The following is a 16379-nucleotide window of genomic DNA, read 5'->3' as shown; positions in this document are numbered from 1 at the left end:
ACGCCGGCCCAGCCGCCTCGCGCTTTCACCGCCGGTGATCCATGACGGACAAGGGCATCCGGGACGCGTCAGCGCATACATGAAGTAGCGCGCCGCATCCCGGCGTTGCAAATCGAAGCGCCGCAGCCCTCCTGGCTGCCCTATCGTGGTGTGTTCGGCCGGCGTCGGCCGCCTCTTGAAGGAAGCAGACCATGCTGGACCACATCGAGATTCACGTGAGCAACTTCGAGCGCAGCCGCGCCTTCTACTTGAGCGCGCTCGCCACAATGGGCTATGTGCCGCGCAAGGCGCTGGCGACCGGCATGGGCTTCGGTGTAGGCGAGCCCGACAACGACGGCGACCCGGGCGGCGAATTCTGGATCCACCAGGGCACGCCCAGCACGCCGCGGGTGCATGTGGCGTTTCGCGCCCGCAGCCGCGCCGAGGTCGACGCCTTCCACCGCGCGGCGCTGGAGGCCGGCGGCCGCGACAATGGCGGCCCTGGATTGCGTCCGCAATATCATCCGCACTATTACGGCGCCTTCATCCTGGACCCCGACGGCTACAACGTCGAGGCGGTGTACCACCGGGCGGTCTGAGCGCGGCGCGCCTTCCCGGAGCGGCTTGGCGCGGAACGCCTGGAGAGGCATGCGGCGCCTGTCAGCCTGCTGACAGCCGCGCGCGCGGGGCTACAGCTACACTCTCGGGGTTCCCGCGCCGATGGCCGACGGGCCGGCCCCGCGCGCAGAGGCGATGCGGCCGGCATGCGGCCCAGCTCTCACTCTCCCCCACATGTCCCAACCCGATTCGTTCAATCTGAAGCAGATCGCCGTGCCGGCGTTCGGCCCGTCGCTGCTCTATGGCATCAGCAACGGCGCCATTCTTCCCGTCATCGCACTCACCGCGCGCGAGCAAGGGGCGTCGGTGGCCGCCGCCGGCCTGATCGCCGCCCTCATCGGGATCGGCTCGCTGCTCTCCAACATCCCGTCCGCGCTGTTCACCGAACGCTTCGGCGAAAAGCGCGCCATGGCGGGCGCGGCAGTACTGAGCGTGATCGGCCTGCTGCTCGTGATCGGCGTGCCCAACCTCTGGGTGCTGGCGCTGGCCATGCTGATGCAGGGATGCGCGCAATCGGTGTTCCAGCTGGCGCGCCAAAGCTACATGATCGAGGTCGTGCCGCTGGCGTACCGGGCGCGCGCCCTGTCCACGCTCGGCGGCACAACGCGGATCGGCACCTTCATCGGCCCCTTCGCGGGCGCGGCGCTGATTCATTTCCTGGGGCTCGACGGCGCCTATTGGATCGCCATCTGCGCCATGCTGGGCGCGGGGCTCATCGCCATCAAGGCGCCCGACATCGAACCCTCGGGCCGCGCGGGCAAGGGTGCGCCGCGCGCGCGCATGGGCGAAGTCGCGCGCGACCATCGCGGCGTGTACGCCACGCTCGGCGTGGGTGTGATGCTGATCAGCGCGCTGCGCGCGTCGCGCCAGGTGGTGATTCCGCTGTGGGCGGACCATCTGGGCCTGGACGCCACCACCACCTCGCTAGTCTACGGGCTGGTCGCCGCGGTCGACATGTCGGTGTTCTATCCGGCGGGCAAGGTGATGGACCAGCGCGGCCGCCTGTGGGTGGCGCTGCCGTGCACGCTGCTGATGGGGCTGAGCCTGATGGCGATCCCGCTGACCGGCGGCGTGACGAGCTTCATTCTGGTGTCGGTGCTGCTGGGCTTCGGCAACGGCATCGGATCGGGCATCGTGATGACGCTGGGCGCCGACGCCGCGCCGCCGGGCGCGCGCACGCAGTTCCTGGGCATCTGGCGCTTCATGGCCGATCTTGGCGCCAGCGGCGGGCCGGTGGCGCTGTCGGTGCTGACTGCCCTGGTGTCGCTGGGCGGCGCATCGTTCGGCGTCGGCACGCTGGGCCTGGTGGCGGCCGGCGTGTTCTGGCGCTGGCTGCCGCGCCGCGCGCACGCTTGAGTCTGTCGGGGCAGCCGCTGCAGGTCAAATGCGCAGCCGTGCCGCCGCACGATCTGGATTTGGCGGCGTCAACAGCGCGGCGCCCGCGGCTGGCGGCATGTATGACAGCCGTGATGGCGGCGGGTAGAGTATCGTTGCCGTCGTATCTGCTTCCTTAGCCATCGACCGTCCATGCCCCCATCCAAACGTTCCCCCCGGACGCCATCCACCACCGCAGAACCGCAAAGGGGCTCGCCGCAAGCCATGCTTGCGCGTATCCAGAGCCTGTTGCCATCCATGGGTGCGGCATCGCAGCGCATTGGCGAATTTGTCATACGCCATCCGGCGGACGTGGTCCACATGTCTGTCAGCGAGGTGGCCGAGCGCACGCAGTCCAGCGACGGCAGCGTGGTGGGATTCTGCAAGATGCTGGGCGCTACCGGCTTTCAGCAACTGAAGATCGCGCTGGCGCAGCAGATCGTGCAGCCGGTGCAGTACATCCATGAAGACCTGGGCGCGCAGGACACGCCAGCACAGGTCATCAGCAAGATTTTCCACAGCAATATCCAGACCCTGCAGGAGACCGAGTCTGTGCTGGACGTGGCGGCGCTGTCCGCCGCCGTGGAGTTGATACGCGGTGCGCACCGTGTTGAGATCTACGGCATCGGCAGCTCGGCAATCATCGCCCATGACGCGCACTACCGCATGTTGCGCATCGGGCTGCAGGCGACGGCAATTACCGACTCCCATGTGCAGGCTATCAGCGCGTCGCTGACCGGCCCGGACGTGGCGGTGCTGACCATCTCGCACTCGGGCAGCACGCATGAAACGGTGCTTGCGACACGGCTCGCCAAGGAGGCCGGTGCGCGCACGGTGTGCATCACCAACTTCGGAAAATCGCCGATCCAGGAATATGCCGACGTAGTGCTGCACACCATGTCGCGCGAAACCCGCTTTCGCACGGAGGCGATGACCAGCCGCCTGGCGCAGCTGGCTATCGTCGACACGCTGATTGCCTGCCTGGCGCTGTCCGACTACGACAAGGCCGTTTCGACCCTGCGCAGCACCTTCGACGTGCTGTCGAACAAACGCTACTGATACTCGTCGCCACCCACAGCGCCCTCAGGCGCGGCATGCCGGCGCCGGCACTTCGCGTCGAGCAGCCGCGCCACGTCCGGCGCGTCGGCATGAGGCGCGTTGCCGACGAGCAAATAGCCTATCCCCAGGCGCACCGCGCCCAGCGCGTCGGTGCGTGCGTTGTCGCCGATGACCGTAACGTCCTCGGCCGGCAGGTCCAGCCGGCGCAATCCCTCCTGGAACAACATGGCAGCGGGCTTGCCGAGTATGCGTGGGCGGACCTCCGGCGCGCAGGCCAATAACGCCTGCAACAAAGCGCCGGTCTCCGGCACCACCGCCCCTTGGGGGCCCGGATGGGTGAGGTCGCCATTGCTGACTACCAGGGTGGCGCCGCGCGCCAGCTCGCGGAGCAGACCCTGCAGCGTGGCATAGCTGAAGCCGACGTCGCGCGTCAGCAGCACGATGTCCGGATCCCGGGACACCAGCGCCAGGCCAAGGCCCTCGGCGCATGCCCGCAGGCTCTCGGAACCGCACAGCATCAGCTTGCAGCGTGGATGGCTGCGGGCGATATGACGCACGGCCTGCTCTCCGGCCAGGACCAGGGCGCAGGCCTGGACCGGCAGACCCAATGCCTGCAGCCGCGGCGCCAGGCCCGCTGCCGTGTCCGTGGAATTGTTGGAGACGATGACGTAGCGGCCCGACCAGCGCGCCAGCAGTTCGCCGGCACCGGGGATCACTTCGTGCCCCCGGATCAGCGTGCCGTCCAGGTCCAGGATCAGGCCCCGCGTGCGCAGCGCCCAGGGGGGCTCGGCTGGCAGGGAATCTGAAAGGGCGGGCGGCGATGCGATGGCATTGCGGGTCATGGCTAGGCGATGGCGCCTTGAGGCGCGAGGTGAAGTTGAGGGGCAGCGGAGCGGCGGAATGCAACGAGCCGGCTGGGCGAAATTCTATCTGAATAATATTCACAATCGCCATTTATAAAATTGAACGTTTTTCATTTGCCTGTCATATGCGACGCCTAATCTGCGTTCCGGAATCAGGGCTGCCATCACAGCTGCCCCGACGGCAACCTCACCAGAACAAGGAACATGGACATGAAAACGCTGCGCTTTAGCGCCCTCGCACTGACGCTAGCGGCCCTGATGGCGGCCGCGCCCCTCGCGCAGGCCCAGTCCCTGGCCGACGGATCCGCGCAACGCCCGCTGCGCGTACTGCTGATTCCGGCCGATGGCGGGACGGAGTCAGGCACCAAGGCCGACTATGCGCCAATCTTCAATGCGATCACGCGCAGCACCGGTCTGCATTTCCAGCTGACCGTCGGGCAGTCCTACGGCGCCGTGGTCGAAGGTATGTGCAATCAGCTGGCCGAAGTGGCCTTCCTGGGCCCCGTCTCGTATGTGCAGGCGCACCAGCGGCAATGCGCGCAATTGCTGGCGGTGGGCGTGCAAAAGGGCGAATCGAGCTACTACGCCGCCATGTTCGCCAAGGCCGATTCTCCGATCAATTCCCTGGCCGACCTGAAGGGCAGGCGCGCCGCGTTCGGCGACGTGAATTCGGCTTCGAGTTTCACCTTTCAAGTGGCCTCAATGCTCAACGATGGCATGAATCCGGCGAAGGACCTGGCCGCGATGCAGCTGACCGGAAGCCATGCCAGCAGTTTGGCGGCCTTGGTTCAGGGGCAGGTCGACGCGGCCGCACTGTCATTCGATTCCTTCGACAAGGCGGTGCGCCAAGGGGCGGTGGATCCCAAGTCCGTCAAGGTGATCTTCAAGAGCGAGGCAATTCCATACCCGCCCCTGGCGATGAACACCAAATTGCCCGAACCGCTGAAGGCAAATCTCAAACAGGCATTCGCCAAAGTGCATCAAGCCCCCGGTGTGACGCCAGATATGGTGCGCGGCTACGGCGGCGCCAAGCTCGACCGCTTTGATACTGAATTTTCGGAGGAACAATTCGCCGGGCCGGCTTCGAAATTGTCCCTGCTGACCGACGAGATCAAGGGCGAAATCCTGAACAAGGCGGCGCAGCGGTGAGCGCGGGCGCAAGGGAAACGGATTTGCTGCGCTACGAATCCGTGGGCATGCGATATGCCGATGGCACCATGGCCTTGGATTCGGTTTCGCTGCAGGTGCCGCGCGGCCAGTTCTGCGTAATTCTGGGAGCATCGGGAGCGGGCAAATCGACTCTGCTGCGCATGGCCAATGGCCTGACGGCGCCGACGCAGGGCCAGGTCTGGGTGGACGGCACCCTGATCGAGCCTGCGGCGCTGGCGACGGTACGGCCGCGCATCGGCATGGTGCATCAGCAATTCAACCTGGTATCGCGGGCCACGGTAGGCACCAACATACTGTCCGGCGCGTTGCCGGTGCTCCCGGCCTGGCGCGCCTGCCTGCTGCGCTTTCCCGCCGAGTTGCGCGAGCGCGCCTGTCAGCTGGCGCATGAAGTGGGTCTGCTACCCGAGCACCTGCACCGCCGCGTGAGCGACCTGTCGGGCGGCCAGCAGCAGCGCGTAGGCATTGCCCGCGCCTTCATGCTTTCGCCCGCGCTGCTGCTGGCCGATGAGCCGGTGGCCAGCCTGGATCCGCGCATCAGCCGCGACATCCTGACGCTGTTGCGCGACCAGGCCCGCGAACGCGGCGCCACGGTGGTGTGCAGCCTGCATCAGGTCGACCTGGCAAGAGAGTTCGCCGACCGCATCGTCGCGCTGCGCCATGGCTCGATGGTGTTCGACGGGCCGGCCAACGCGTTCAACGAGGCCGTCGCCGATGCGCTTTACCGGGCTGGCGATTCGGCCTCGCCGCGCGAAGCCGGATCGCCCATAGCCGAGTTGCCGGGCAGCGGCCCGGAGGGCGGGCGGCGGGCGGCGCAGGCTCGGCCAGCGCTGTTTTCCTTGGGAGAAGCCAGATGAACACGCAAGCCAACAACACTGCCTGGCGGCTGGATCCTCCATACGGAGCCCGGACGCTGGTGGTCGTCATCGCCGCGCTGATGCTTTTCCTATACACCGGCCAGCGAGTCGAAATGGGCCGCATGGCGGCGCTGACGCTGGATGGTGCGCTGGCCGCGGTCGGCATCAAGGAGCAGTCCCAGGTCACGTCGGGCCTGGGAGCGCTGGCTGACAGCCTTTTCCCGCTGCAGGTTTCCTATCGCACCGAAACCTCGCGCATCGAAGGCTTCGACCCGCAAAACCTGCCCTGGCTGGCGCGGGTGGAAACGCAACAGGTCACCGAGAGCAAACTGAACCCGCACACGCTGAAGATGGAAGACGAGGTGTCCACGCACACCTACCTGGTCGAGCCGCTGGGCTACTTGTGGCGGGTAGCGGTCAAGATGATCGAGACCTTCGAAATCGCAATCTGGGCCACCCTCCTGGCAGTACTGGGCAGTGCTCCGCTGGCCTACTGCAGCGCACGCAACTATGCGCCCAACCGAGTGCTGTATGTGGCTGCGCGGGCGGTGGTCAGCCTCTTCCGAGCCATGCCGGAACTGATCTGCGCGCTGTTCCTGGTGCTGGCCTATGGCTTCGGCCCCATCGCCGGCGTGCTGGCGCTGGCGATTCATTCGATGGGATTTCTGGGCAAGTTCTATGCCGAGGACGTCGAGACGGCGGACACCAAACCGCAGGAAGCGCTGGCCGCGATCGGCTCCAGCAAGCTGCGCGTGCTGGCCTACGCAGTGCTGCCCCAGGTGATGCCCAAATTCACGGGCTACACGCTATACGTCCTGGACCGCAATGTGCGCATGGCCACCGTGGTGGGCCTGGTGGGCGCGGGCGGCATCGGGCAGGAGCTGAAGGGCCGCTACGACATGTACCAGTACTCCCATGTGGGGACCATTCTTGTCGTGATCTTCCTCACCGTGTTTTTGCTTGACCAGGTCGCCGCCCGCCTGCGGCGCAGCCTGACCTGAACCGGCGCCGCATTCCCTCCCGGGAATGCAGCGCCTCGATCGCCTCGCTGCCGGCCAGGACCGGCCGCGTTCCCTAACCAGGAGTAACCATGACCCCGTACTTTGCACTGGGCCGCGCCCTTGTTGCGGCCATTGCCCTATCCCTGACCCTTGCAGCCTGCGGCGGCGACGACGATCCCGATGACGACGTCACATCACCGCCGGACACTGAACAGCCCGAACAGCCGCAGCCCGCGCCGCAACTGCGCTGCGCGCCTTGACACCCTACGCCCTGCCCAACCTCACGCGAGAGTAGTCCAATGACCAAGAGCTCCCCCCCGAATTCTGCCGATGTTTCCCCCGAACTGCCGGGACGCCGGCATTTCTTCCGTGCGTCGGCCAAGACTGCCGGCGCGCTGTCGGCGATGGCTTTGCTGCCTGCGTCCATCCAGCGCGCTCTCGCGATTCCCGCAGCGGTCGAAAGCGGCACCATCAAAGACGTGAAGCATGTCGTGATCCTGATGCAGGAGAACCGTTCGTTCGACCATTACTTTGGCACCATGCGCGGCGTGCGCGGTTTCGGCGACCGCTTCCCCATTCCGCTCGCCAACGGCAAGCCGGTGTATTTTCAGCCTAACCCCACCGTCGGCGGCCCGGATATCCAGCCCTTCCGCCGTGACTCCAGGATAGCCAACGCGCTGATCGGATCGGGCACGCCCCACAATTTTCCCGATCAGCAGGCCGCGTGGAACCAGGGAAAGATGGACCGCTGGATCCAGTTCAAGAACCAGGCGACGATGGGCTTCTATATGCGCGAGGACATTCCCTTCCAGTTCGCGCTGGCCGATGCCTTCACAATTTGCGACGGCTACCATTGTTCTATTCTCACTGGCACCGACCCGAACCGCATCGTTTTCTGGTCGGGGTCGAACTTCAATCCGGAACTTAGAAAAGCGGGCATCAACTGCACGGATACGGATTCCGAGCCCGTCAACTCGCGCTGCTGGCCAAGCCCGTCCGTCTGGGCAGCGGGCCGCGAGCAGCAGTTGGACGGGTCGGGTCAAATCGACCCCCTGACGGGCAACTACAACTACAAGTACAAGAACAGCGCCTTCAAGTGGGACACCTTGCCGGATCTGCTGGAACGCGCAGGCGTCAGCTGGCACATCTACCAGAACATGAACAACAACTGGACGGGCGCCATGCACGGTTGCCTGGCCTTTGAAAGCTTCCGCAACGCCCAGCCGGGTTCGCAAATCTACGAACACGGTCTGACCGGAGGCCCCGAGAAGGCCGACGGCGCTGTCAATTTCCTTGCCCAGCTCAAGCAAGACGTAGCGAACGGCACCTTGCCGCAAGTGTCATGGGTATTGCCCACGCAGGATCTGGCCGAGCATCCGGGCAGCAAGGAAGGCGTCGCCGGCGCGGCCGACTTCATCTCAGACGTATTGGACGCGCTGACGTCCAATCCCGAGGTGTGGAGCAAGACCGCCCTTTTCGTGACCTTCGATGAGAACGACGGCTTCTTCGACCATCTGCCGATGCCTGCTGTGCCGTCCTACGACGCCAGCGGCGTCCTGATGGGCAAATCCACGGTGCCGTTGGATGGCCTGTACTTCGATGCCACCTCAGGCAACTACCTGAAGGCCGAGGACACCACGAGCGGCAAGATCAGGCCGTGGGGCCTGAGCTCACGCGTACCGATGTACGTAGTGTCGCCTTGGAGCAAAGGCGGCTGGGTCAATTCGCAGGTGTTTGACCATACCTCGGTGGGCCGATTCCTGGAGCAGCGTTTCGGCATTGCAGTGGATGCCATCAGCCCTTGGCACCGCGCAGTTTGCGGCGACCTCACCTCCTGCTTTGACTTTGTCAGCCCGAACGATACTTCCGTCCCCAAGCTTCCCGACACGAGCAACTATCCCGCGATCAATGCGGCTCAGAGGCTGCTGCCCACGGCTCCCGTAACCCAGGCCCCGGCCACGCCGCAGCCGCTCTTCCAGGAGGTCGGCACGCGTCTCTCCCGGGCGCTGCCGTACGAGTTGCACACCAGCGCCAGGATCGGCCAGGATGGCGCCGTCCAGTTGCTGTTCAGCAATACGGGCAGTGCCGGGGCGGTATTCCATGTCTACGACAAGCGCAATCTGGATCTGATTCCCCGCCGGTACACCGTCGAAGCGGGCAAAACACTGTCGGACGTTTGGAACGGCGGTGATTACGACCTGTGGGTCTACAGCAGCAATGGGTTCGTACGGACGTTCTCCGGCAACACGCAACGTGGCATGGCTCTCGAAGTGCAGGTCTGCTACGAACTCGCGGCCAACAACCTCTACGTGAAACTCACCAATCGTGGCACCGCCACGGTGCAAGCCGCGCTGCAGGCCAATGCCTACCGCACGGATGGACCCTGGACCTTGGCGGTCGAGCCGGGCACCGTCGCGGAACACCACTGGTCCATCGGCGACAGCGGCAATTGGTACGACTTCACCGTTGCCGCCGAGGGCTTCGAGCGCCGCTTTGCCGGAAGAATGGAGAACGGCCGCGATGGGGTCAGCGACCCCGCGATGGCGCACCATCTCTGACGGACCCGGCATGAACGTCTGGGCCCGCATCCCGGTGCGAGCCCAGACGCGCGGAATTGAAACAAGCCTGGCCCTGCAATGTTACTTTGCGATACATTGCAGGGCTTTGGCAGAAAAAACAGGCCCGGTTGCTCCCCGCCTGCCGCGAAACTCTGATGTCGATGCGCCCGCTCTTATCCCGTTCGTTGCTCCTCCGCCTGATGACCATGCTGCTCTTGATGGGGGGGCTTTCCGCTTGCGCGGTCAAGACGAACTCACGGGGCAACCTGGTCTACAGCGTCGATACCGCCGCCTTGTTTGGCACCGAGATCGGACAATTCCCCTTGCAGGACGGCGGCCAGGGCACGCTGCGCCGCGAAGGCAAGAATTTCTCGGTGAAGCTGTCGGGCAATCAGCGCGTAGTGCCCTTGAACAATGTGGACTCGGCCCGCGTCGCGCGCACTGAAAACGTGGGTTCGCGCACCGTCGTCGTCATCGAGACGCAGCGGCGCAACTGCGACTACCGCTACACCGTGCTCGCCATTGAAGGGTCCGACGTGCTGTCTTGGGACCTGGGCAACTGCCGCGACCGCCCTGTCGTGCTGGCGCAGGACGATCGCAGCGCCCTGACTTTCGATTTCCCGAAGGGCTCGGCCATCGAGCGCTTCGTCTATACGCAGGACGGCCGCATGCGCCGAGGCAACGTGAAGAAGGTGGCGGGCCTGAACCCGCGCGCCAAACCGTTTGCCGACGAATCGCTGTACCCGCCCGGCTATCAGGATTCGCTGCGCCTCTACGGCGTGTATCCGCCCCCCGCCGCGCCCGCCGCGAAATCAGGCAGGTCGGGCCGGTCCGGCAAACCCGGCACGGCAAGCCGCAATGCCGCGGCGCAAACCGGCGCGAACCCGGCCGCGGCGTCGGCCCGGCCCGACTCGGCCTCCGCTCAGCGCACACCAACTGCCGGCGCGCCCCGCACTACCGCCAGCTCGCGCGCGCCGTCCCAGCTGGACCTGCCTGACGAGGAAATCACTTCAACCCGGATCGACCTGAGGGATTGAACGTGAAGCAAGCTCAGATTCGCCAGCTCCTGTTCCTGATTGTGCTGACGGTGATCTACCTAAGCTTCGAATTGGGATTCAACGCGCGACTGCTGGACGTGGTGGGCAGCCGCGCCACGCCGCACGACATCGAAGAACTGGAGTTCTTCGGCCGTACGCTGTCCGGCATCGCCGCCGCGCTGGTGGTGCTGCAACTGCTATTGACGCGCCGCCTTGCCACCGGCGGCCGGCCGTCGTACCTGAAGATCGCCGTGGCATGCGCCGTGACCGCGCTGCTGGTGTTCAGCGCCATCAAGATGCTGGTCAATGTGCTGGTGGACACGCGCGACGGGGATTTCCGCCGCGTCGCCACCAACTCGGGCCTGCTGCAGCGCTCGCTGGTCCAGGGCGACCTGCATCTGGACGGGCTGGTCGACGACGACGTCTACGCGCGGCCCGAGGGCAAGGCGTTCCTGGCCGTGTTCCAGGTGCTGCTGTCCAATATCGACAACCTCGACGAAAAGGTCGAACCCAAGAAGCGCCAGGTCATCCGCACCGACCTGCAGCGGCAGATGAAGACCTTCACATTCGATGACCGCGAAGTGCGCATGACGGCGCCCGGCATACGCGGCTATCACCAGGTGTACACCAGCGTCATGCAGTCCGTGGGCGAGCGGTGGCGGCAGTATGCCGGCGTGCCGGTGGCGAACGACATCAACCTGGCCCGCGAGCAGGACCGCGCCTGGGGCGACTACCGGCGCAGTCTGTCGCGCCGGGGCTGGACGCCCCAGAACGTGCCGGCGCGCTATCAGAGCCGCGTCGTGCAGGACGTGCGCAAGCGCGTCCCGGTGCCGGCCGATTGGCAGCCGCATGACCGCGCCACCTTTAATGAGGCGGTGGCGCAGCAGTATTGGAAGACCATGCGCAGCAAGACCGTGCGGGTTGAAGGCGACGCCATTCCGCCCGGCCTGTCGTACGAGGACTTCGTGGCGCGGCCCGGCGTGCAGAGGCTGCTGCGCCAGACCTTGATGGTGCCGGCCAACATGCCCGTGGCGCCGAACTACACGGACCCGGCCAGCTTCAAGCGCCTGTACGACGGCATGCTGGACCGCGCCGTGGACGAGGCGATGCCGCGTTTTTCCGCCAGCAGCGCGGACTTTGCGCGCGGCGGCCAGCACTATCAGCTGGGCCAGGACGCCGCGCGCGCGGCGATCGTGCCTCCTGTGGCGCTGCTGTGTTCGCTGTTGGGCGCCGTGGGCCACTTCGCCAAACTGCTCTACCTTATCGCCAAGTTGATCGTGTGGCTGCGCACGCCGGCCGGTCAGCAGCCCAGGCGCACCGCGACGCGGGCGGCGGGGCTGGCGCTGGTGTTGACGCTGGTTTGCGTGTGGACGGCGTTCTCGTTCATGCAGAATGGCGTCACACGCAGCGAACTGTTCCAGCAGATGTCGCGCACCGACGCCAGCGACGACGATGAGTCATTGGGCCAGGCCCTGCAGCGCCGCGTGCTGGCCAATATCGCTCATGTAGTGGTGGTGGGCCAGGCCTATACCTATCCCTTTAATGAAGCCGTACGCACGCACGTGCTGGGCGGCTTGCGGTTCGGGTATCACGGGGACCCGGCGTGAAGGTTCGGCCGCCGGTTTGCTGATCCGGCGCGCAATGTTGCGTAGATGCCGCGCAACGATCTAATTAATAGTATTTCTCATTCTTATTGGTTAGACTTGCGGGCATCTTGACCATGCCCGACCCGCTCACCCTCCCCGCGATCGAATCCCTGTACCGCCACCATCACGGCTGGCTGCGGGGATGGCTGTGCCGCAAGGTCGGCGACGCCAGCGACGCGGCCGACCTGGCGCAGGACACCTTCGTGCGCCTGATGGCCGGCCGTCAGGGCGTGGTGCTGCGCGAGGAGCCGCGCGCCCTGATCACCCAAATCGCAAAGGGCCTGCTGGTGGACCACTGGCGGCGCCGCGCGGTGCGGGAGGCCTATCTGGAAGCAGTTGCCCACCTGCCGGAGCCGCAGGCGCCGTCGCCCGAGACGAGCCTCATCATCATCGAGACCCTGATCGAGATCGACGCCATGCTGAGCCGGCTGCCGGCCGTCACGCGCGATATCTTCCTGCTGGCTCAGCTTGAGGGCTTGACGCTGGCCGAGATCGTCACGCGCACCGGCAAGCCGCTTATCACCGTGCGCCGCCATCTGCACAAGGCGCTGACCGCCTGCATGGCGGTTGCGGCATGAGCGCCGCCGAGGGCGCCGTGGACCGCGCTTTGCTGGACGCTGCGGCCGACTGGGTCATCCGCCTGCGCTACGAAACCCCCGATGCCGATACCCGCGAGGCCTTTGCGCGCTGGCTGGGCCAGAGCGACGCGCATGCCCAGGCCTGGGAACGCGCCCAACGGGTGCTGGGCCATTTCGACCTCGTTCCCGCCGGCATCGGCCGCGACGTCCTGCGTTCGCGCGGGCGCCGCTCGGTGGTGCGCGCCCTGGTCGCGGGCGGCCTGCTCTTGCCTGCCGGCTGGATGGCCTGGCGCCGTGCGCCGGTCTGGACGGCCGATCTGCGCACGGCCACGGGCGAACGGCGCGACTGGATTCTGGACGACGGCACGCGCGTCGTGCTCAACACCGGCAGCGCCGTGGACGTGCGTTTCACGGCCACCGAGCGCCGGCTTGTCCTTCTGGCCGGCGAACTGCTGCTGACCACCGGCAAGGACGCGGTCCGGCCCCTGCTCGTGCAGACGCCTTACGGCGACGTCCAGGCGCTGGGCACACGCTTCAGCGTGCGCCTGAACGAGCCTGGCTGCCAGGTCGCCGTATTCGAGCACGCAGTCGAAATCCGCCCGCGCCATGGCCAGCCGCTGCGGCTGGACGCCGGCCAGGCCGCCCGCTTTACCGAGGCGGGCGCAGACACGCCCCTGGCCGCCAATGCTGACGACACCGCCTGGGAGCAAGGCATGCTGGTCGTGCGCAACCAGCGCCTGACCGATGTGGTGGCCGAGCTTGGCCGCTACCGTCCCGGGGTGCTGCGTTGCGACGCCGAGGTCGCCAACCTGCGCCTGACGGGCGCGCTATCGGTCAGCGACACCGATTCGGCGCTGCGCGTGCTGGCCGCCCGCCTGCCGGTCAAGGTGCGGCGCGTCAGCGCCTATTGGGTCACGGTCGGCCCCCAATAAAAAAAGTTTGTCGGGCATGAGCACTTTTTCTTTCTCGTGCGGCTAGGGATAAGACACCGCTTCGGCGGGCGAATTTTCCCAGATGACAGAAAGGACGAAAGAGTGACTGCACGCAATCACGCCGGGTCGGGCCCGCGCAAGCTTTGGACGTTGTCGGCGCTGTGCGGCGCCCTGGTGGCGGGTTCCATGGCCCTCCCGGCCATCGCACAGGCCCGCCCGGTCGCCATCGCCGCCGGCCCCTTGAGTTCGGTGCTCGCCAGCTACGCGGCCGCCGCGGGCGTGCAGCTGGTGTTCGACCAGGCCCAGCTTGCCGGCCGGCAAAGCCCCGGCCTGACCGGCGACTACGGTGTGCAGGAAGGCTTCGACCGCCTGCTGGCCGGCAGCGGCTTTCGCGTGGTGTCCGATGGCGCCGGCGGCTACGCCCTGCGCCGCGAATCCAACATCAGCGAACTCGCCCCCGTCACCGTCTCTGGCGACGCAGTGCGCGCCACCAGCGAGGGCACCGGCTCCTACACCACCGAGGCGGTCACGATCGGCAAGGGTCTGCAGCGCCTGAAAGACATCCCGCAGTCGGTGTCCGTGGTCACGCGCCAGCAACTCGACGACCAGAACCTCAACAGCCTGGGCGACGCGATGCGCAACGTCACCGGCGTGACCGTCGAGACGCTCAGCTCCGGCGGCGGCATGTCGGGCTTCATCTCGCGCGGCTACTCGCTGGACAAGCTCCAGGTCGATGGTCTGTCCACCCCGGCCGGCGCCGGCAACCTCTCGCCGGGCTTCGATCTGGCCATCTACGACCGCATTGAAGTGCTGCGCGGCCCCGCCGGCATCTACCAGGGCACCGGCGAACCCGGCGGCTCGATCAACCTGGTGCGCAAGCGGCCCTTGCAGGATTTCGCCTTCAGCGCCCAGGCCAGCGTCGGATCCTGGGACTATTACCGCGCCGTGGCTGATCTGAGCACCCCCTTCGACAGCGAAGGCAAGGTGCGCGGCCGCTTTATCGCCGCCTACGAAGACCGCGGCTCCTTCGTCGACCGCGTCGAATCGCAGCGCCCGACCCTGTACGGCATCGTCGAAGCCGACCTGACCTCCCGCACCACGGTCGCGGCGGGCATCACTCACCAGCGCATGCGCGCCACGCCTGCCTTCGGCCTGCCGGCCTACGCCGACGGCGGCCTGCTGGACGTGCGGCGCTCTACCAACCTGAGCGCCGACTGGAACCGCATCGAAGAAGAGACCACCGAACTCTTTGCCGACCTCGATCATCGCCTGGATAGCGGCGGCCGCCTGAAGGCCAGCGTCTTTTATCGCGACACCGACACCCCCGTGCGCGACTTCACCTGGCCCAACCGCGCCGTCACGCCCGCCACCGGCGACACCAACCTGGTCGCCTGGTCATACCGCAACCACTGGAAAACGACCGGCGCCGACGTCAACTTCAACCAGCCCTTCCAGGCCTTCGGGCGCGAACACTCGCTGCTGCTGGGCGCCGATTACAGCTACACCCACAAGAATTTCACGTACGGTGGCGGAACGATCTTTCCGACCAACATCTACCGGCCCGTCACCAACATGCCCAAGCCGGACATGGAGCAGGTCAATGGCAACGACGGGCGCGTCAGCGAATTCGGCCTCTACACGCGCGCCAACCTGCAACTGGCGGACCCGCTCAAGCTCGTCGTCGGCGCACGCCTGGCCTGGTGGAAAAACGACGCCCGCAGCAACAACGTGTACTTCGGCGACTTCAGCCAGAACGTTGACCGCATCGACGCCCGCACATCCCCCTACGCCGGCCTGATCTTCGACCTGACCCCGCAATGGTCGGCCTATGTCAGCTACACCGACATCTTCCAGCCCCAGACAGCCACCACCGCCCAAGGCGCCACCCTTCAGCCGCGCACCGGCCGCCAGGTTGAAACCGGCGTCAGGGGCGAATTGCTGGACGGCCGCCTGAACACCCACGCCGCCCTGTTCCAGATCGTGGACCGCAACCGCGCCATGACCGACCCGGACAACCCGCTCTACTCCATCGCCGCGGGCAAGGTGCGCAGCCAGGGCTTCGAAACCGAAATCAGCGGCTCCCCGCTGCCGGGCTGGGAAATCATCGCCGGCTACGCCTACACCAACACCAAGTATCTTGAGGCGCCCGCTGCCACCAAGGGCCAGGCCTACAGCCAGATCACCCCGCGCCACGCCATCAACCTGTGGACCCGCTACCACTTCAGCCAACCCGAGCTGCAAGGCTTCTCGGTCGGCGCCGGCGTGCGCTTCAACAGCGGCTTCTACCAGCAAACCGGCAACGTCCGCTGGGACCAGGGCAGCTACACCACCGTGTCCGCCCAGGTCGGCTACCGCTACAACAAGCACTTCGACGGCACCCTCACCGTCGACAACCTCTTCGACCGCGTCTACTACGAAAAACTCGGCGGCGGCTCGCGCCAGAACTACTATGGCCAGCCGCGCAGCGTCATGCTGACTGTGCGTTATCAGTATTGAGCCAAAGCGCTACCGTCTGAACTGCCCCCGAAGGTCGGACAAGATCCGAGCTCGGGGGTGCTTGCAGCGATAACTGGCAACAAGCGTCTGCTGCACATTAGTCATTGTTTTGCCCGCCGATGCGGGACCGTACGGCATCTGCCGCGGCAAGTCGCGTATTTGACAGCCAAGCCGACCACTGCCGTGATCACCAACATCGTCACAACCGCGGCCC

At 66.2% G+C, this 16379-nt stretch carries 14 protein-coding genes; 13 read left to right on the top strand and 1 reads right to left on the bottom strand.

Annotated elements, in window-relative coordinates:
• The first annotated feature begins 191 nt into the window (after positions 1-191).
• The 3 genes from KYC_RS15605 to KYC_RS15595 all read left to right on the top strand — a co-directional run bounded on the left by KYC_RS15605 (position 192) and on the right by KYC_RS15595 (position 3030).
• Positions 192-578, top strand: a complete 387-nt coding sequence (locus tag KYC_RS15605; RefSeq protein WP_008163981.1) for a VOC family protein — start codon at positions 192-194, stop codon at positions 576-578.
• A 193-nt stretch (positions 579-771) separates the two neighbouring features.
• A complete protein-coding gene (locus tag KYC_RS15600) occupies positions 772-1953 on the top strand; it encodes an MFS transporter (protein ID WP_008163979.1) in 1182 nt (393 codons plus the stop codon).
• Positions 1954-2196: 243 nt separating this feature from the next.
• The gene (locus tag KYC_RS15595) at positions 2197-3030 is read left to right on the top strand and encodes a MurR/RpiR family transcriptional regulator (RefSeq protein ID WP_008163976.1); all 834 of its coding nucleotides are present in this window, start codon (positions 2197-2199) and stop codon (positions 3028-3030) included.
• Here KYC_RS15595 and KYC_RS15590 read toward each other — a convergent pair.
• Positions 3024-3872, bottom strand: a complete 849-nt coding sequence (locus KYC_RS15590; protein ID WP_008163974.1) for an HAD-IIA family hydrolase — start codon at positions 3870-3872, stop codon at positions 3024-3026. The two genes, KYC_RS15595 and KYC_RS15590, sit on opposite strands and share 7 nt — an antisense overlap.
• 231 nt (positions 3873-4103) lie before the next feature.
• Between KYC_RS15590 and KYC_RS15585 the strand changes: the two genes are divergently transcribed.
• The 10 genes from KYC_RS15585 (at position 4104) to KYC_RS15545 (ending at position 16165) form a co-directional block, all read left to right on the top strand.
• Positions 4104-5042: a phosphate/phosphite/phosphonate ABC transporter substrate-binding protein gene (locus tag KYC_RS15585; protein WP_008163972.1), complete on the top strand. Its 939-nt coding sequence runs from the start codon at positions 4104-4106 to the stop codon at positions 5040-5042.
• Between the two features lie 23 nt (positions 5043-5065).
• Positions 5066-5917 (top strand): phosphonate ABC transporter ATP-binding protein, encoded by an 852-nt coding sequence (locus KYC_RS15580; protein ID WP_008163971.1) that lies wholly within the window; start codon positions 5066-5068, stop codon positions 5915-5917.
• Positions 5914-6918 carry a phosphonate ABC transporter, permease protein PhnE gene (gene phnE / locus KYC_RS15575; protein ID WP_008163970.1) on the top strand — a complete coding sequence of 335 codons (1005 nt, stop codon included), beginning with the start codon at positions 5914-5916 and terminating at the stop codon, positions 6916-6918. The genes KYC_RS15580 and phnE overlap by 4 nt, the downstream gene beginning before the upstream one ends.
• An 89-nt stretch (positions 6919-7007) precedes the next feature.
• The gene (locus KYC_RS29665; RefSeq protein ID WP_008163969.1) at positions 7008-7178 is read left to right on the top strand and encodes a hypothetical protein; all 171 of its coding nucleotides are present in this window, start codon (positions 7008-7010) and stop codon (positions 7176-7178) included.
• 39 nt (positions 7179-7217) lie between these two features.
• Positions 7218-9476, top strand: coding sequence for a phosphocholine-specific phospholipase C (locus KYC_RS15570; RefSeq protein ID WP_008163968.1), 2259 nt, complete (start codon positions 7218-7220; stop codon positions 9474-9476).
• A 200-nt stretch (positions 9477-9676) separates the two neighbouring features.
• Complete coding sequence (locus KYC_RS15565; protein WP_008163967.1) at positions 9677-10513, top strand: hypothetical protein; 837 nt, start codon at positions 9677-9679, stop codon at positions 10511-10513.
• 2 nt (positions 10514-10515) lie between these two features.
• Entirely contained in the window at positions 10516-12120 is a 1605-nt protein-coding gene (locus KYC_RS15560) for a hypothetical protein (RefSeq protein WP_043518620.1), read from the top strand.
• 113 nt (positions 12121-12233) lie between these two features.
• A complete protein-coding gene (locus tag KYC_RS15555; protein WP_008163965.1) occupies positions 12234-12737 on the top strand; it encodes a sigma-70 family RNA polymerase sigma factor in 504 nt (167 codons plus the stop codon).
• The gene (locus KYC_RS15550) at positions 12734-13669 is read left to right on the top strand and encodes a FecR domain-containing protein (protein ID WP_008163964.1); all 936 of its coding nucleotides are present in this window, start codon (positions 12734-12736) and stop codon (positions 13667-13669) included. The genes KYC_RS15555 and KYC_RS15550 overlap by 4 nt, the downstream gene beginning before the upstream one ends.
• A 102-nt stretch (positions 13670-13771) precedes the next feature.
• Entirely contained in the window at positions 13772-16165 is a 2394-nt protein-coding gene (locus KYC_RS15545) for a TonB-dependent siderophore receptor (protein ID WP_238531942.1), read from the top strand.
• Positions 16166-16379 lie beyond the last annotated feature (214 nt).

The organism is Achromobacter arsenitoxydans SY8, from assembly GCF_000236785.1.
GTDB lineage: Bacteria > Pseudomonadota > Gammaproteobacteria > Burkholderiales > Burkholderiaceae_B > Achromobacter > Achromobacter arsenitoxydans.
The sequence above is the reverse complement of the archived record's forward strand: the minus strand, read 5'-3'. Positions and strand labels throughout refer to the sequence as shown.